The sequence below is a fragment of the Mesorhizobium sp. M1066 genome, from assembly GCF_040318635.1.
In the GTDB taxonomy this organism is placed as follows: domain Bacteria; phylum Pseudomonadota; class Alphaproteobacteria; order Rhizobiales; family Rhizobiaceae; genus Mesorhizobium.
In genome coordinates, this window is the sequence record NZ_JAMYMR010000040.1 from 12,830 (window position 1) to 29,805 (window position 16,976).

Genomic DNA, 16,976 nt, shown 5'->3' on the forward strand with positions numbered 1-16,976 from the left:
TACGAGAGGCCCTCGGCATCCTTGGCGTGTCCGGCAAACGGCATTTTGCCGTCGCGCCAGTCAACGAGTGTGTCCGCTTTCCGAATGCTACCGCCCGAAACCGGACAGGCAGGAAGCGGCCCCGGAGCGGCCATTTCTGAACTCCCGCACTTTGGCTTTTCCAGCGCTAAACTGGTCGTGGGCGATGAATGGAAACGGCCAGATGTTCCCGGTCTGTCTTCGAAAAGTCGCATAAAAGGGCAGTGTGGAACGACGATCCCTGAGAGCTGTCCGGCAATCGCTTTGGAACCCATTCTTCTAGCTACGAAGCCACATGCTGACGATGCAGTTGAACTCCTGTGGGCGATCGATCATTACCATGTGGGCGGCGTCGGCGAAGATGTGCATATCGGCTTGCGGGGCGCGTTCCAGCAGCTTGATGCCACGCGCCACCGGCACGGTCTCGTCGCAGCGCGACCAAGCTAGGAATAGTTTGGCTTGCATGGTGGGCAAATGCGGAAGGAGATGGTCCTCCTGGATCTGAATATATTCAGTGTCGTCCTTTATCCGGGCAGCCTGCCTGAAGCGCTCCAGTTGACCGGTCTCGCAGGCTAGGCGGTAGTTCTTTCTTAGCAGCTCCACGAACTCCGGCGGATTCTTCGTGCTTAGCCTTGCGTTGGTGCGCAAAAAGTCCTCCTCGGTATTGCATCCCTCGAGCACATTATACGCTGCCGCCGCTGCTGACTTCCAAGCGTGGTCCTCATTTGCGCCGAGACGCGGCGCGGTGGCGCCGCTGCTCACGACGACCACCTTGTCGACCAGTCCCGGGTTTTCAACGGCGAGCATCGCCGCGATGAACCCGCCTTCGGAATGACCGACCAGCGCGCATCGGTTGATCCCGAGCGCTTCGATGAAGGCTGAAACGTGATGACGCCGTTCGAGGCGGGGAACGTGCTTCCCATCTGCCGGCACATCAGAGAGACCGAACCCGACCAGATCAGGCGCCAGCACCCGGAACGCACATGCGAGTGCCGGGATGGTGTTGTGCCAAGTGGACCAGGCATCGATCGCCAGTGACGAGCCGTGCAGAAGGATTACGGCCGGTCCGTTGCCGGCGTCGAAATAGCGCGTACGGATGCCACCCGCCACGACATAATTTTCCTTGACCGTCGCCGAGGGTAGCGGCGAACGGGCGGCGTCTCGTGCGTTAGCCGACGGATTGGTTTTCAAGCTGTTCGATCATCCTGAGCGCGAATTTTGCGGCTTTGCGTACATGCTTTTTTGCAAGCCGCTCGGCGTCCGATGCCTTGCGGTTCACCAGGGCGTCGAGCAGGGCTGCCAGTTCTTCTTGGGATGCCTTGCGCCGCTCTGCATCGGAAAGAGAAATCATCCGCAACTGTGAGGCCCGCATGTGGATGCTGCGAAGCATCCGTTCCGCCTCGGAATTGTTCGCTCCCGCTATCAAAACGTCGTAGAATCGGGATTTTGCGGCAATCATTTCGCGCGGTACACCGACGCGATAAGCGTCCATCAGCTCGTCATACACGCCCCGGCAACGCGTGATATGATCGTCAGTCGCATTCTCGCAAAACAACCTGCATATAAGAGCCTCCAGCGCTTCACGGAGATCAAAAATGTCCTTCGCGACCTTGGGATCGACGACAGAGACGATAAGGCCCCGGTTGAGTAGGTTCGTGACCAGCCCCTCGTTCTCGAGCTCGCGCATCGCTTCCCTGAGCGACGTCCGCGAAACGCCCATGCGCTCGCAAAGTGTGCGCTCCACCAGCCGCTCTCCCGGCGCCAGTTCTCCGACGACGATGGCGTTGCGGATTATATCGGCCACCTGCGTGTACAGCCGCGGCGCAACATGGACTCGCAGGTCATACACGGCGGCTTTGCTCCTTTGAACTGTGCGCGAACGAGTGCAATTTCACAAGCATATCACCTTACCGCAAAGCATTGTCCTCATTCAGTGGCCTGAGGCGTTCAGCGGCCGTGGCTCGTAAGCCCGGTCGATGCATTCAATATGTGCGGGGGTAAGCGCTATGTCCAATGCCGCGACGGCCTCGTCTACATGCTCTGTCGAGGTTGCTCCGAAGATGGGCGCGGCTATGCCGGGGCGCGCCAATGTCCAGGCGAGAGCCACCTGGGCCGGTTTCTTTCCGATATCAGAGGCAACGGCAGCGACGGCTTCGCGCACGGCGTGGTCGCCGTCGCGGTAGTAATATTTCTGCGTATAGTCGTCGCTTTTCGTGCGCGCCGTCTGCTGGTCGGGATCGCGGCGGTCCGCGGCAAGAAAGCCGCGTGCGATCGGGCTGAACGGTATCAGGGCAACATCATCGTGACGGCAGTAGGGAAGCAGTTCCCGCTCGCACTCCCGGTGAACGGGGTTGTATTCGCATTGCATCGAGATGAATGCCGGAAGGTCGCGTGCGGTGGCAGCCGCACGGCATTTTGCGAGTGTCCAGCCGGGCATCGTCGTGACGCCGACATAGAGCGCCTTTCCGGTGCGCACGATGTCTGCCATGGCATCGACCAGTTCGTCGAGGTCGGTATCCTTGTCCCAGACATGAGTCTGGAAGAGATCCACGTAATCGGTTCCAAGGCGGACCAATGAATCATCTATTGCCTTGAACAGGTGCTTTCTGGAGTAGCCGCGGCCATTGCAATGCGCAGCCATCGGGTTTCCCGCCTTCGTGGCGATCACGAAGCTGTCGCGCGGCTGCTGGAGAACGAGTGTCTGGCCGAGAATGCGTTCGCTCTCGCCAGTCGAATAGAAGTCGCAGGTGTCGAAGAAGTTGATGCCGTGGTCGAGGGCGCGCGCAACGATCGGCGCCGACGCCTTTCCATCGAGCACCCAGGCCCGCCATCCCGCGGATCCGAATCCCATCGCGCCGAGGCATAGCCGGGAAACTTTCAAATTGCTCTTGCCGAGCCTGACATAGTTCATTTGTCGATCCGTTGCTTGCGTGGTGATGGTTTGGCGCTCTGCCCAGAGCCGCGCAGCAGCGACAGTGCGAAAGCCGCGGACCTTTCGACATACTCGCGCGTGAGCTTTTCGGCGAGGTCGGCATCGCGCGCGCGCAGCGCATCGAAAATGCCGTGGAGCAAAGCCATCGTATTGCTGCGCCGTTCCGTCGAGGCGACCCGGGTGGTGATGGTGCGCAGATAGGTGACGCGGGCATGCAGGAGAAAGGTCATTTGCCTGGTGATGTCGTTGCCTGCGCCTTGCATGATGATTTCCCACACCGCATCGAGCTTCTCGGCATGCTGCCTGGCAAGCTCGGAGGTGTCGGTTTTGCCCGCTTCCGAAATACGCCAGCCCAATTCGTCCAATTGTTCCTGGCTGGCCCGTTCGACAAACAGGCGCGCCATCGCTGATTCCAAGATTGCGCGCGCCTCATAGATCTGCCGGACTTCCCGTTCCGACAGGCGCGTCACGAACATGCCCTTGCCGGCTATCCGGGTCACAAGCCCTTCGGACTCAAGTTGGCTCAGCGCTTCCCGGATACTTGTGCGGCTTACGCCGGTCTGCTCGGCGAGCTTGCGTTCCACCAGCTTGTCACCCGGCTTGAACACTTCGTTGAGCAACGCCTCGCGCAGCGTGACAACGGTCTGTTCGCGCAATGTCGGCGAACCGGCAATCGACCAGTGAGTCCATTCATGCATCGCGGCGTCCTCTCTCGTCATTCCTTTCGTGACAGCTACGCGTTCGACCCTTTCACCACAAGTAGCCGATTTAAATACGGTTGACCATATGTCTGTCTGTCGGTATACCAAAAATATTGAACTGAACGAGGGTGTCTATAATGGCGCTGATGCGCACCAAAGACGATCTCATAGCCTTTAAGAGAAGCGGCGAGGGTCATCCTCTCGTGCTGGTGCATGGTGTCGGCGCCAATTTGCAAAGCTGGGACGGCGTCAGCCGCGAATTGGAAGGCAGCTTTCAAATTGTACGTTCAGATCTGCGCGGGCATGGCCAGTCCGCACGCATAGATACGGAATATTCCGTCGAGAAATTCGCCGCCGATATCGTTCAGGTGATGGACGACGCCGGCGTGCGCAAGGCCCATCTGGTCGGCTTTTCCCTAGGTGGCTTGATCGCGCAGGAATTGGCCCGCTCCTATCCGGACCGCTTCGAGCGTGTCGTGCTTCTTTCCGCCGTTGCTGGTCGCACTCCGGCCGAACGTGAAAAGGTTGTGGCGCGCCTGCAGATGATCCGCGACGGTGGCATGGATGCAATCGTCGGTGCTGCACACGACCGCTGGTTCACCAAGGAATTTGCCGATCGCCACCCGGATGTGATTGAGCAGAGAATTGCCGAACTCAAGGCTGTCCATGTGGCCTCCTACCTGGAGGCGTATCGCGTGTTCGGCCTCACCGAACTGGTGGATCGGCTTGCCGAAATCAGGCAGCCGACGCTGGTGATGACGGGCGAATTCGATCAGGGGTCGAATGTCCGGATGGCCGAGACGATGCACCGGCTGATCCCCGATGCGGAATTGCGCATTTTGACCGGCCTCAAGCACAGCGTCCTGGTCGAGGCATCCAAGCTGGTGTCCGACCATGTCCGCGAGTTCCTTTTGCGCCCACGCTGAAAATAAAGGGAAGACGAATGAACGAGACGCTATTTGAGCGTGGGCTGGAGCGGCGCAAGGCGACGCTCGGCAGCGAATATGTTGAAAACTCGCTGAGCAAGGCAACCGAGTTTTCCAAGGGTTTTCAGTCGTTTATTACAGAATATTGCTGGGGAGCGGCCTGGGGCGACGACAGGCTCGATGCTAAGACCCGCAGCATGCTGAACATTGTCATGATTGCCGCGCTCAACCGCATGCATGAGTGGGAACTGCATTTTCGCGGCGCCCTTCGCAACGGAGTCACCCGTGATGAGCTGGACGCCCTGATAACCCATCTCACGATCTATTGCGGCGTTCCTGTCGGCGTCGAATGCCATCGCATCGCGAACCGCGTCCTTGCCGAACTGGCAGTCGGCGGAGCGGAAAAATGACCGGGATGCTGATCCGCAAGATCGTCGATTTCGTCGAGGATACGCTTATCGAAGGGGGGCGCGCCGCGCCTGTTCCGCTTCGCATGGCCGCCTGCGCGGCGGTGATCCGCAACCCCTGGGCGGGATCGGCATTCGTCGAGGACCTGCAGCCGCACATCATGGAGCACGCCAAGGCTCTCACGGATGCCCTCGTGCCTCGCCTGGTGGCGGTCATGGGCGGTCCGGACCGGATAGAAGCGTTCGGAAAGTGCGCGGTGACTGGGACGGACGGCGAAGTCGAACATGCGGCCGGCCTGATCCACACGCTGCATTTCGGCAATGTCTTCCGCATCGCCGCCGGTGGCGATTCCTTTCTTCCGTTCACGAACAAGCGTGCCGGCGCCGGCACCGCGCTCACCGTTCCCTTGACCCACAAGGACGCCGAGAGGAAGGGGAGCCGCGCTCATTTTCTGACCTTGGAATTCACCATTCCAGACGCGCCTGCCCATGACGAGATCGTCATCGCCTTGGGCGCCGCGAGCGGTGGGCGACCGCACCATCGCATCGGTGATCGGTTCAACGACATGCGGATCATGGGAGTCGATCAGGCCGGCCGGCCGCTGCCAGCCGAGAGCAAATAACGTGCAAGCCTCCGGGTCCTGGCCCGGAGGCCAATAACGGCAATGCCGATCATATCGGGAACTGAACCAACGGAGGACTTGTCATGGATAGAAGGCAATTTATGGCCGCCGTCAGCGGCTTCGCAATCGTGGCCTCGTTGCCGGCGGTTGCGCTGGCTCAAGATACCCAGCCGGTCACCGGCGGCACGCTCAACGTCGGCTTTATCAGCGACGTTCGCACGCTCGACCCGCTACAGTCGTCGCAATGGACCGAACGGCAGATACTTTTCCTGATATTCGATACGCTTCTCGAGACCGAGGCGGACTTCTCCCTGAAGCCTGCCCTGGCGAAAAGCTGGGAGTTTTCGGACGACGGCAAGCGCGTGATCCTGAAGCTGCAGGAAGGCGTGAAGTTCCATGACGGCACGCCGTTCAACGCCGAGGCCGTGAAATGGAATCTTGATGCGCGTCTCGATCCGAAGGGCAACTCATCGCAGCTCAAGTTGCTGGAAGGCGTCAAGAATGTCGAAGTGCTGGACGAATTCACCGTCGCCATCGACATGAAGGAACCTTACCCGCCCCTGCTGGCGCTGTTTGCCGACCGCGCAGGGCTGATGGCTTCGCCGGCGGCGGCCAAGAAATACGGCAGCGACGTCGGTTCCAATCCTGTCGGGACCGGTCCGTTCGTTTTCGGCGAATGGGTCCGCGGGTCGCGCATCGCGCTCACCAAGAACGACAGCTATTGGCAGAAGGGAATGCCATATCTCGACGGCATTATGTTCCATGACATTCCGACGAACGTCGTCGGCATTCAGCGCATGGCCATCGGTGAACTGGATTTCATAAGCCAGCTTGATCCGCTGGATACGCGCCTTTCCAAGGCCAGCCCGGATATCGAGCTTGTGCCATCGAAGGGTGGCGTCTGGTATTCCTACCAGTGGCGGTGGGACGCCGAGCCATATAATAAGCCGGAACTGCGCCAGGCCATCGCGCATGGCCTCAACCGCGACCGGCTCAACCAGATCATATGGGCCGGACAAGGCAAGATTTCCGACAGCTTCACGCCAGACGGCCTCTGGTGGACTCCGGCCGATCTGGTGCACTACGAATACGATCCGGAAAAGGCGCGCAAGATCCTGGCTGATTCTGGCCTGAAGGGCACCACCATCAAGCTTGCGGCGCCAAGCGGCGATACGCTGCGACGCTTCGCCGAACTTGCCAAGGAAGATCTTGACGCGATCGGCCTCAACATTGAGCTCGAGCCGGTCCCGCAAAGCGACTACTATGCCAAGGCGGTTTCCGGCGAGATACGCTTCACGCCGATGCGCTGGACGCAACGAGCGGATCCCGACGGCCTTATCCACTATCTCTTTTCCAGCAAAGGCACCGCCAACTCCACGGGTTACAAGAATGCCGAAGTGGACAAATGGATCGATGAAGCGCGGGTAATTTCCGATCAGGCGCGCCGCAAGGAATTGTACGAAAAGATCCAGCGACAGATTTCTGCTGATCTGCCTTACATGCCCGTCGGGTTCAGCGTCGAATTCAACGCCATGCGCAACACCGTCAAAGGGTTCTCTCCGATGCCGGATGAAATCCCGCGGTTCCGTTACGTCTGGAAAACGCAGGCCTGATCGTCATGCTTGCTGCGGCGCGGTGCGCCGCGGCTTCTGGCGCGGGTGGAACCTTGGTCCCGCGTGCAACCGGTCTAGAGGAATTTGATCGCCATTGACCGCCGCCTATCAGATATGCACCAACCGCCGACGTAGTGAGACGGGCGCCGGGAGGCGTTTCTTCAATCTCTTCGCAATGAACTGAGGCTGGGATGCTTGCGCTTGTACTTTCCCGCATAGCGATCATGGTTCCGAACATTATCGTTCTGACCTTTCTGCTGTTCACGTCGGTGACGTCCTTTCTGGGGACGCCAGCGGCGATCATGCTTGGGGAGAACGCATCCCCTCAATCGATCGCCGAACTTAACGCGAAGCTAGGCTTCGACCAGCCCATCCTGTCGCGTTACTGGAACTGGATCAGCGCCGCATTGTCGGGCGACCTGGGCCGGTCTTATTCCACCCAACAGCCTGTCGCGCAAATGATCGCGGATGCCCTTCCTCTAACACTCGAGCTGGCATCCTGGGCGATCCTCATCGCATTCCTGGGGGCAACGCTGATCAATTCGGCGACATTCATGAAAAAGCTGGTGGACCGGCTCACCGCCGCCGTCAGCATCGTCGGCATCACCGTACCGAATTTCTTTCTCGGACTGCTGCTGATCTACCTGTTTTCGGTTCAGCTCCGCTGGCTGCCGACGACCGGATGGTCGCCGTGGTCACGGGGCGCCGGGCAGCATCTCATCCACATGATCCTGCCCGTCATCACGCTTACGACCTTCTATTTCAGCTCGTTCACGCTGGTCTACAAAGCCGAATACCAGTCGGTGAAAGACAGCCTTTACATCCAGGCGGCGCGTTCGAAGGGGCTGTCCGAGGCGCGCATTTCCTACCGGCACATACTGCCCAACAGCATATTGCCCTTGATCACCTATGCCGGTCTTTCGCTTGGACAACTTGTCGGCGGCGCGGTCGTCACCGAAACCGTCTTTTCGATGCCAGGCATGGGCCGGCTTCTGGTCGAAGCGATCTCGTCCCGGGATTTTCCTGTCATGCTGTCGGTTGGAATGGTGATCATCGTCGGCGTGATGGTGCTCAACCTCGTGGCGGACGTGACCTACAGCCTCGTCAATCCGCTCGTGCGAACATCGGCTTAGCATCCATGAGAAAACTTCCCTTCCGCTTGGTCCTTGGCCTGACGCTTCTGGCGATCATCACTTTGATCGCGGTATTCGCGCCCTTGATCGCGCCCCTGCACCCGACCGCCACGACGATAAACGTCCTCGGCCCGCCTTCGGCTGAAAATATTCTTGGCACGGATCAACTTGGCCGGGACGTGCTGTCGCGCGTCATCTACGGAACAAGGGTTTCATTGCAGGTGGGTGCTTCGGCGGCGATCGTGGCTGTGCTGATCGGCGCACCCATTGGCCTGATCGCCGGATTTTTCCGTGGCTGGATCGATTTCTTCCTCGTCCAGATCATCGACATTTTCATCGCCTTGCCGGGGCTCGTTCTCGCATTGATCATCACCGCGATGCTCGGGCCATCGGTGGTCAACCTGGCGGTCACGCTGGGTGTTGTCACCGCGCCGACGGTCGCGCGGCTGGTTCGTGGTCAGGTCTTCGTCGTTCGGGAAATGGTCTTCGTGGAAGCTGCGCGCGCCACGGGCGCAAGCTCTTTCTGGATCATCCGCCATCATATCATGCCAAACACGATGCGCGTGGTGTGGGCGCAGTTCGCAATCAATGTGGCCTTCGCGATCTTCACCTCCGCAAGCCTCAGCTTCCTGGGGCTGGGCGTTCCTCCGCCGGCTCCCGACTGGGGCGGCATGGTGCGCGACGGTTCGATGTTCCTGCCTATCCTGCCGCTGCTCAGCCTGGGACCGGGCGCTGCCGTCGCCCTTACCGTTTTCACATTTTATCTTGTCGGGTCGAGCATGAACGAGACCCCGTCCCGCAATGATCGCTGATTGGAACAGGGAAATGACGTCGAACCAGGTCGAGCCGCCGCTGCCGGCATTCATAGAACAACGCCTGCACGAATTTGCGGGCCGGGACGGTGCCGTGAAGGCGCGGCGATGGATGCGGCCGGCGGATGTTTTGATGCGCGTGGAGACCCTTCGTTGCTTCAAGGCTTCCCGCGTCAGTTTTGCCGACATGCTGCTGCGCAGGATCGTTCGGGAACGCTGGCAGATAAGAATGATCTCGGCGGAATGCAGCGATGACGGCGCGGCGAGGTTCATCTACCGGATCGAGGCGGAAGGCCATTCCTTCACCTACATCGCCAGAGCTTACCCATGGGATGGAATCGAAAAAGTCGGACGCCGCTCGGATGGCGCCGCTCGCGACATGTTCGGCGCACTTTTCGTTAATCTTGCCAGTGACCAGCGCATCAAACAGGAATTCGATACATTCGACGTCAAGGCGGAAGGCGAGATGCGGACGGATTCGGATGTGATCGGCTGGACACCCGCAAATCGCAGCAGCCGCCATTTCGACGCGGTTGTCGAAGCGTTGTCCCGCGGCGAACAGCCCGCGCCCGAACTCGGCATCACCTATCTCATGCGAAACGGCGGCTTTCAGAGCAGCGGCCGGAACGGCACGGTTTCTTATCCGGGCATTCCCGAGGGGCACCCGCTGGCGCACCCGTTCTTTGGCGATCTCTTCGCAGTCTATCTGGTGCGGCTGGTCTCCATCGATCTCGTCAATGCCGTGGCGCGGCGGCGTAATCCAGACGCGGCTCAACTCGACATCTCCATCGCGCGCGGGCTTGGCATAGGCAACTCGTCGGGTCAGGGCATGTGCGTCGCCCTCCAGCGCTGGCCGCATTGGGTAGCCACCTGGGTGACTGTGCGCGAGGCAGCACTTGGCTACGCAAAAAGCCTGCGCGTCGATCCGGGCAGCATTTCGATTGTCCGCAGCTCGATAGATAGCGCAATCGTGATCTATGCGCAGACCGACCCGCAGACGCAGGACTATGTGGTGGCCAACGAGACCATCGTCGACAATCTCAAACGGATATCGGCCAGCTTGGGCGAGGGACGGTTTCAGCACTGGGGCGATGTTGCCGCGAATGTCGCGGAAGATATGGATGGCGAGACCAGGGAGCTGTTCCACAGTGTGCTTCTCGATGTGGTGCCGGACTTTTGTGACGCCATCGCGCCCTATTTCCAGATCGGCGCAGCCCGCAAGCGGCAACTGCAGCCAGCAATGACAGTCGCTGAACTGCGCGAGATCCTGCACAGAAACTACGTCTGGGCCCTCACCGCCGACCGTACGCTCGCCGAAACTCACCAGCACTTCTGGTACCATTCGATCGACAATGGCGAACAGAGGCGCGGCGAGAGGGTGATCGATCCGCACGAGCGTTTCGAATCCTTCATCGACCATATAGGACTGACCCAGAGGCTGGCGGCGGTGCTGGTCAGCCGGGGCGACAAGGAGCGCGTCGGCGACGTCGTCCTCGACCACCCGGACCTGCACTACGCCATTTCGCGCGTGCAGTATCTGGATGGCCTGCCCTATGCGGAAATACGCGATCCGCTCGCGCATCGCGATTTCGTCCCCGCCGAGCTCATACGGTTTTTCCTCGCGTCGCTGGGCATCCGTGGCTCGACGCCGCTCAGCATCCGCTATGTGCGGGGGACTTTCTTCCAAGACCAGCCTCTGCCTTCGGAATTCCTCGCGCCTGACACGCCGAAATCCCAGGTTCACAAGCGCGAGAATGAGGTTGCCCTGTGAGCGCGTCCATGTGTGTTGCCTATTCCGAACTGACCCGTGTCCTGCCGTGGTCCCTTAGGGCGCTGGGGTATGCGTTCGGAACTGCTGACCGAGGTGCTCACCTCGTCGCAACAGGTGCGGCGCTCGACCCGGCTATTCTGGATGATATTCGCCAAGCGGGGCCCCGACCCTCCCATGGCTTCCGCTACCGGAAATCGAACGGCCTCACAATGCTGGACGCCGCCGGCATTTCATTTCTTGAAACTGGACCTGCTGCCATCGATGCACTCGCCGCGCATGCAGCCGGCGCCAAATGGGAAGTATGCCGGCTATCGGCGGCGACCGAGCTGTCGCTTATTCCGGCCACGTTGGTCGGTGCGATGGACTACAATCTCTCTTCTATCGGCATCATCGCCAGAGGTGGAACCTTCGACTGGTTGTTGGCTGAATCGGACGCAGGGGGTGTGCTTTATTCGGGCCAGGGCCAGGATGCCCTCGCGGCGCTCCTCGGTGAGGACACAGCGGTTCTGGAATCGATCGACGCGGCCGAGCTGACACCGGGTTGTACGCTTCTCATGGTCAGCGCTCACAGACCTGAACTGAAGCCGTCCGGGCACGTTGCCGTTCGGCCTCGGGAAAAGATTGCCGTGGCGCATCAGAAGGGCGTTCCCGTATCGCGCGAGACGCTGGATACACTGTACGGGCTCGAAATGCTCACTTGGGCTCCAACGTCGGAGCGCTCTCGCTCGCAGGCGGGCTTCACTGTTGCACCGGCGCCAAGCTCATGAGTGAACGGAAATCCGATCCAGTGGTTGAGGTGAACGGCCTCAACGTCGCTTTCGGCAAGCATCAAGTGGTGCATGATGTCGATCTGGCCATCCATGCTGGCGAGACGCTGGCGCTTGTCGGCGAGTCGGGGTCCGGCAAGAGCGTCACCTCCATGACAATCATGGGACTGCTTACCGGCAATACCCATGTGACCGGTTCGGTCATTGTCGATGGCCAGCAAGTGGTGGGCGCGTCGACATCGACATTGCGGCGGGTGCGTGGCGGCATTGCCAGCATGATCTTCCAAGAACCGATGATGAGCCTAAATCCGGTTCTGCAGGTCAGCACCCAGATCAAGGAAATGCTGCGCCAGCATCGGCCCTTGAGTGATGCCGAAGCGCGGAAGGAGGGCATCCGGCTTTTCGACCGCGTTCGCATTCCTGACGCGCGGCGGCGGTTCAATGACTATCCTCACATGTTCTCCGGCGGGATGCGGCAGCGGATCATGATCGCCATCGCATTGGCGTGCTCGCCGAAGCTGCTCATTGCCGATGAGCCGACAACAGCGCTCGACGTGACGATACAGGCGCAAATCCTCGATCTCCTAAACGAGGTCCAGCGCGATACCGGCACCGCGATCCTGTTCATCACGCATGACATGGGCGTAGTGGCCAACATCGCCGACCGCGTCATGGTCATGCACAAGGGCCGTGTGGTGGAGACCGGAGCAGTAAAGGATGTTTTCGGGCGTCCGCGCGAAGACTATACGAGGATGCTGATCGACGCGGTTCCCCGGTTGGGGCAAGGCGTGTCCCGCTCCTACCGCGCGCCTGCCAATGAAGCTGTGCCGAAACCGGTTTTGAGCGTGCGCAATTTGGTGACCCGCTTCGACGTGCGTGGCGGGGCAATGCGCCGTAAGGTGGGGCGTCTCCATGCCGTCGAGGATCTAAGCTTCGACATTATGCCCGGGGAAACGCTGTCGCTGGTTGGCGAGTCCGGCTGCGGCAAGTCGACGACCGGCCGCAGCATCCTGTTTCTCAATCCCCCGGATTCCGGCGAGGTGGTCTTCGACGGACGCATGGTGCGGCGCGACAACAGGTCCGATCTTTCGGATCTCCGGCGCAATGTGCAGATGATCTTCCAGGATCCTTTCAGTTCCCTGGACCCGAAGCAAAATGTCGGTGCAATCCTGGCGGAGCCCCTGCTGTGCCATGGGCTAGCGACCAGGGCCAAGGCTCTGGACAAGGCGAAACATCTGCTGGAGCGTGTCGGCCTCGAAGCATCGATGATCACCCGTCTTCCGCATGAGTTTTCCGGCGGACAGCGCCAGAGAATCTGCATTGCGCGGACCCTGATGCTCGACCCGAAGGTCATCATAGCCGACGAGGCCGTCTCGGCGCTCGATGTTTCGGTCAAGGCCCAGGTGATCGACCTGCTGCTTGAGTTGCAGGAGGAACTGCGGCTGTCCTACCTCTTTATCAGTCACGACATAGCGATTGTCGAACGTGTTAGCCACCGCGTGGCCGTCATGTACCTTGGCGAGATCGTGGAGATCGGGCCCAGCCGCGAGGTGATAGGCAATCCGAAACATCCTTATACTCAGAAGCTGATGTCGGCGGTGCCGGACCCAGAGCCGGCCGCGGACAGGCACCGCTTGATCGGCAAGCCGGTGACGGAATTGCCGTCGCCCGTGCGGCCGCTCGATTTCATCCCGCCGAAGCGGCAGCCTCGTGCGGTCGGACCCGACCACTTCGTGATCGAGTGACAAGCTTTAATCACCGCGTTTCAGATGGACGCCCTTGAACAATCCGAGCAAGGCGCTTCCCGATATCCATGGAGAATTCGATGAACACATATTCTGACCAGTTCCGAATCGGAGAGAAGGCGGCGTCCTTTTTACGCCAGGAGAAAAAACTCCTTATCGATGGCCGGTGGGTGCCGGCCCAGTCAGGGAAGGTTTTCGACACCTACGATCCCGGCACCGGGCGCGTGATCGCGCAGGTTCCGGAAGGCAACGCCGCCGATATCGACACCGCCGTCAAGGCTGCCCGGCGGGCCTTTGAAGACGGCCCATGGAGCCGCATGACGCCTAGTGAGCGTGGGCGCCTCATCTGGAAAATTGCGGATCTGCTTGAACAGAACGCCGACGAGCTGGCCGAGCTTGAGGTTCTCAACAACGGCAAGCCGCTCTCCAATGCGCGGAATTCCGACGTCGTGCTCAGCGTGGACATGTTCCGCTACATGGCCGGCTGGGCGACCAAGATCACAGGGGAAACCATTTCGATCTCAGCGCCGGACAAGTACCATGCCTTCACGGTGCGCGAGCCGGTCGGCGTCGTTGGCCAGATCATTCCGTGGAACGCGCCGCTGCTCATGCTGGCCTGGAAGGTCGCTCCGGCTCTTGCCACCGGCTGCACGATCGTGCTCAAGCCGGCGGAGCAGACGCCCCTAACTGCGCTGCGCTTCGGTGAACTGGTCCAGGAAGCCGGCATCCCCGATGGCGTGGTCAATGTCGTAACCGGGTTTGGACCTACCGCTGGCGCGGCGATCGCTGCGCATCCCCAGATCGACAAGGTTGCCTTTACGGGCTCCAGCGAAGTCGGCCGCATCATCGTCAAGGCCGCCGCGGGCAATCTGAAGAAAGTGTCGCTCGAACTGGGAGGCAAGTCGCCTGTCATCGTCTTTCCCGATGCCGACCTGTCGGTTGCAATCCCCGGCGTCACGCAAGGCATTTTCGCCAATAGCGGCCAGGTCTGCACCGCTGGATCGCGGCTCTTTGCCCATAAGAAAGTGTTCGACCAGATCGTCGACGGCATCGGGCAGCGGGCGGGGGATATGCGTGTCGGCCATGGCCTCAGCGAGGGTGTCCAGATGGGACCGGTCATTTCCCCGGTCCAGTGCGACCGCGTCATGGACTATATCGAGCAGGGCAGGAGCGCCGGTGCAACGGTGGCGTTTGGCGGCACGCGAATCGGTAACGAAGGCAACTTCATCGCCCCGACGGTTCTAACCGATACCCGGCCCGACATGGCGGTGGTGCAGGAGGAGATTTTCGGTCCTGTGCTGTGCGCCATGAGCTTCGATGACGACGATCTGGAACAGATAGCCCGGCAGGCGAATGACAGCATCTTCGGTCTTGCCGGCAGCGTCTGGACGCGGGATCTGAGCGTCGCCCACAAGATGGTACGGCGCATTCGCGCGGGCCGGATCGGCGTCAACGTACACGGCTCGGTGGACGCGGCCATTCCCACCGGAGGCTTCAAGCAATCCGGCTGGGGCCGGGAGAGGGGGCAGGAAGGCCTGAACCTGTATACGGAGACCAAGTCGGTCATCATGTCGCTTTAAAGGACCGCAAAAAAGCCTTTCGGCCATCAGAAGTTCGATCGAACCCATGCCGGCCGTGGCGCGCCATCAACCAGAGCGGCTAAGAGTACCGGTAAACAGCGAGGTTCTGTTGAGCGCTTTGGATCGCCCGCTGTCACGCGTTCTGCGCGACGTGACCAGCCTCATCAATTCCAGCGTCGATCTCGAGACAACGCTGCAGCATCTTGTCGATGCGGCTTGCCAGCACGATGTCTGGTCGATGGCCGCGGTGATGAGCATCGATCAGGCAGACGGCAATGCCGTGGTGGTCACCCGGCACGATCCAAGCCAGTTGGCGAAGTCCTATCGCAACCGCTGGACGCTAGCGACAAGTCCGTCCCTCATCGCGTTGACCCGCAACGACCCGGTCATCATTCGTGATGCTCAGGAGAGCATGGTATTCCCCGGCTACAGGGAAGAGGCAATCCAGCGCGGCTATCGCACGGTCGTGGTTTTGCCATTGGGCTGCCGGGATATGGAAGACCGCGCCATGGTTCTGTCGGTGCAGTCGCGCGATGTGGTCGATTTGTCGGCGGCCGACCTCGCATTCCTGCAGACGATCGTCCATCTGGGCGCCATTGCCGTTGATAAGGCCCACAGGCTGAGGGCTGAGCAGGTAGCGGCGGAGCAACTCCAAAAAGCGCTGGCCGCGCATTCGTCCCTTATGCATCAGGTCCTTTCAGACGGCTCCATCGCATCGGCGGCTTCCATGGTCGAAACCTTCCTGCCGAACGCGACCGTGGTGGTGGATTTGACTGCTAATCTGGTCGTTGCCGGACGCTCGCCGAAACCGGATCTCATCGACGCGTCTCGCTGGCGCGAAGAAATGGACAACGGTATGAACCGCCAGTTTCTTCGCCTTGCCCGCGAAGTCTCGGGGCAGGCCGGACTGGAAATGCGCAAGCTTTACCTGAATTGCGGTGGCCATCACCTCAATCTGCCAGCGGCGGTAGAGCCGTTGGTCGTTGATGGCGAGACGGTAGGGGCGCTGATCGTATTTTCGCTTGAAGCCAATTTCGGCGACCTCGATCATCTTCTTCTCCAAAGTGCCCGATTTGCGCTCAGCGTCCAGCTGATGCGCAGCCATTTGCGGTTCCAGACGGAATCGCAGACGTCCAGCGAATTGGTCATGGAAATCGTCTCCGGCAACTGGCGAAACGTCGATGATTTGACGGCGCGGTCACGCAGGCTTGGCATCGACGTGAATGCCACGGCTAAGCTAGTTGCCGTTGGCCTGCCGGTAGATGTGCTGGAGAAGGGCAAAACCATGGCCGAGTTGCACCGCTCCATCATTCGGCTTGCCGGGCAACTGGCGCCGCAGGCAAGCGCCGCCGCGTTGGGCGACATCATCCTGTGCCGCATCCCCAATGCCCAACGCGACGCTGACGCGGTCGTCAAGACTTTTGTTCGAAAGCTGATTGAAGAAACCCAATGGCTGATCGGCAGCAAACCGATCGTCGTGGCGGGAAAGACGTGCTCGAGCATTCACGACTATCCCCAGGCGTGGCTCGAATGCGAGCGCATGATCCGCCTTGCCGTCCGGTTTGGCCGTGCGGGCCTGCTCGCACCGCAGGATTTCGGTCCTTTTCCGCTGCTGCTTTCGGCGGCTGACAGCAAGGAAGTCCAGTCGTTCGTGGATATCACCATTGGTGCGGTCGTGCGTCACGACGAAAACCACGCAACGAATTATATCAAGACCCTGTCGGTCTTTCTCGAGCATGGCTGCCGCAGCCAGGTTTGCGCGGATGCGATGGAGTTGCATGTCACGACGCTGCGCTACCGCCTGAACCGCATCCAGGAACTGTTCGGCATCGAGATCGATTCACCCGAGCGCCGGTTTTCGCTGGAACTGGCAATACGCCTCAATGAAACCATATCGCGGGAGCAGCCCGTCTGAAGTGGCTCTGCTTCGTGTCCTAGGAGCCTGATT

15 protein-coding genes are annotated in these 16,976 nt (G+C 60.3%); 11 read left to right on the top strand and 4 right to left on the bottom strand.

Going from position 1 to position 16,976, the window contains the following annotated elements:
- Positions 1-297: 297 nt before the first annotated feature.
- The 4 genes from NKH52_RS29820 to NKH52_RS29835 all read right to left on the bottom strand — a co-directional run bounded on the left by NKH52_RS29820 (position 298) and on the right by NKH52_RS29835 (position 3,648).
- Complete coding sequence (locus tag NKH52_RS29820) at positions 298-1,209, bottom strand: alpha/beta fold hydrolase (RefSeq protein ID WP_352735973.1); 912 nt, start codon at positions 1,207-1,209, stop codon at positions 298-300.
- The gene (locus NKH52_RS29825; RefSeq protein WP_352735974.1) at positions 1,187-1,867 is read right to left on the bottom strand and encodes a GntR family transcriptional regulator; all 681 of its coding nucleotides are present in this window, start codon (positions 1,865-1,867) and stop codon (positions 1,187-1,189) included. Before NKH52_RS29825 ends, NKH52_RS29820 begins: the two co-directional genes overlap by 23 nt.
- A gap of 81 nt (positions 1,868-1,948) precedes the next feature.
- Entirely contained in the window at positions 1,949-2,929 is a 981-nt protein-coding gene (locus NKH52_RS29830; protein WP_352735975.1) for an aldo/keto reductase, read from the bottom strand.
- Positions 2,926-3,648, bottom strand: coding sequence for a GntR family transcriptional regulator (locus NKH52_RS29835; RefSeq protein ID WP_352735976.1), 723 nt, complete (start codon positions 3,646-3,648; stop codon positions 2,926-2,928). Before NKH52_RS29835 ends, NKH52_RS29830 begins: the two co-directional genes overlap by 4 nt.
- A 140-nt stretch (positions 3,649-3,788) precedes the next feature.
- On the opposite strand from NKH52_RS29835, the gene NKH52_RS29840 reads away from it, so the two are divergent.
- From NKH52_RS29840 to NKH52_RS29890, 11 genes are all read left to right on the top strand, one after another.
- Positions 3,789-4,577, top strand: a complete 789-nt coding sequence (locus NKH52_RS29840) for an alpha/beta fold hydrolase (RefSeq protein ID WP_352735977.1) — start codon at positions 3,789-3,791, stop codon at positions 4,575-4,577.
- Positions 4,578-4,594: 17 nt separating this feature from the next.
- A complete protein-coding gene (locus NKH52_RS29845; RefSeq protein ID WP_352735978.1) occupies positions 4,595-4,987 on the top strand; it encodes a carboxymuconolactone decarboxylase family protein in 393 nt (130 codons plus the stop codon).
- Positions 4,984-5,607: an amino acid synthesis family protein gene (locus NKH52_RS29850; protein ID WP_352968257.1), complete on the top strand. Its 624-nt coding sequence runs from the start codon at positions 4,984-4,986 to the stop codon at positions 5,605-5,607. Before NKH52_RS29845 ends, NKH52_RS29850 begins: the two co-directional genes overlap by 4 nt.
- A gap of 83 nt (positions 5,608-5,690) precedes the next feature.
- A complete protein-coding gene (locus NKH52_RS29855) occupies positions 5,691-7,220 on the top strand; it encodes an ABC transporter substrate-binding protein (RefSeq protein ID WP_352735980.1) in 1,530 nt (509 codons plus the stop codon).
- A gap of 191 nt (positions 7,221-7,411) precedes the next feature.
- Positions 7,412-8,353: an ABC transporter permease gene (locus NKH52_RS29860; protein ID WP_352735981.1), complete on the top strand. Its 942-nt coding sequence runs from the start codon at positions 7,412-7,414 to the stop codon at positions 8,351-8,353.
- A gap of 242 nt (positions 8,354-8,595) precedes the next feature.
- Positions 8,596-9,165 (top strand): ABC transporter permease, encoded by a 570-nt coding sequence (locus NKH52_RS29865; protein ID WP_352968259.1) that lies wholly within the window; start codon positions 8,596-8,598, stop codon positions 9,163-9,165.
- Positions 9,166-9,178: 13 nt separating this feature from the next.
- Complete coding sequence (locus tag NKH52_RS29870; protein WP_352735984.1) at positions 9,179-10,936, top strand: hypothetical protein; 1,758 nt, start codon at positions 9,179-9,181, stop codon at positions 10,934-10,936.
- Between the two features lie 8 nt (positions 10,937-10,944).
- Positions 10,945-11,703, top strand: a complete 759-nt coding sequence (locus NKH52_RS29875) for a hypothetical protein (RefSeq protein WP_352735986.1) — start codon at positions 10,945-10,947, stop codon at positions 11,701-11,703.
- On the top strand, positions 11,700-13,448 hold the full coding sequence (locus NKH52_RS29880) for an ABC transporter ATP-binding protein (protein WP_352735987.1): 1,749 nt from the start codon (positions 11,700-11,702) through the stop codon (positions 13,446-13,448). The genes NKH52_RS29875 and NKH52_RS29880 overlap by 4 nt, the downstream gene beginning before the upstream one ends.
- Before the next feature lie 80 nt (positions 13,449-13,528).
- Positions 13,529-15,028 (top strand): aldehyde dehydrogenase family protein, encoded by a 1,500-nt coding sequence (locus tag NKH52_RS29885; RefSeq protein ID WP_352735988.1) that lies wholly within the window; start codon positions 13,529-13,531, stop codon positions 15,026-15,028.
- A gap of 46 nt (positions 15,029-15,074) precedes the next feature.
- On the top strand, positions 15,075-16,943 hold the full coding sequence (locus NKH52_RS29890) for a helix-turn-helix domain-containing protein (protein ID WP_352735989.1): 1,869 nt from the start codon (positions 15,075-15,077) through the stop codon (positions 16,941-16,943).
- Positions 16,944-16,976 lie beyond the last annotated feature (33 nt).

Bases quoted from the DNA above. Each gene is read 5' to 3' on its own strand.
- NKH52_RS29840 (WP_352735977.1), top strand. From the start codon at position 3,789: ATGGCGCTGATGCGCACCAAAGACGATCTCATAGCCTTTAAGAGAAGC.
- NKH52_RS29830 (WP_352735975.1), bottom strand. From the start codon at position 2,929: ATGAACTATGTCAGGCTCGGCAAGAGCAATTTGAAAGTTTCCCGGCTA.
- NKH52_RS29870 (WP_352735984.1), top strand. From the start codon at position 9,179: ATGACGTCGAACCAGGTCGAGCCGCCGCTGCCGGCATTCATAGAACAA.
- NKH52_RS29885 (WP_352735988.1), top strand. From the start codon at position 13,529: ATGAACACATATTCTGACCAGTTCCGAATCGGAGAGAAGGCGGCGTCC.
- NKH52_RS29845 (WP_352735978.1), top strand. From the start codon at position 4,595: ATGAACGAGACGCTATTTGAGCGTGGGCTGGAGCGGCGCAAGGCGACG.
- NKH52_RS29855 (WP_352735980.1), top strand. From the start codon at position 5,691: ATGGATAGAAGGCAATTTATGGCCGCCGTCAGCGGCTTCGCAATCGTG.
- NKH52_RS29880 (WP_352735987.1), top strand. From the start codon at position 11,700: ATGAGTGAACGGAAATCCGATCCAGTGGTTGAGGTGAACGGCCTCAAC.
- NKH52_RS29850 (WP_352968257.1), top strand. From the start codon at position 4,984: ATGACCGGGATGCTGATCCGCAAGATCGTCGATTTCGTCGAGGATACG.
- NKH52_RS29835 (WP_352735976.1), bottom strand. From the start codon at position 3,648: ATGCATGAATGGACTCACTGGTCGATTGCCGGTTCGCCGACATTGCGC.
- NKH52_RS29875 (WP_352735986.1), top strand. From the start codon at position 10,945: ATGTGTGTTGCCTATTCCGAACTGACCCGTGTCCTGCCGTGGTCCCTT.
- NKH52_RS29890 (WP_352735989.1), top strand. From the start codon at position 15,075: ATGCCGGCCGTGGCGCGCCATCAACCAGAGCGGCTAAGAGTACCGGTA.
- NKH52_RS29860 (WP_352735981.1), top strand. From the start codon at position 7,412: ATGCTTGCGCTTGTACTTTCCCGCATAGCGATCATGGTTCCGAACATT.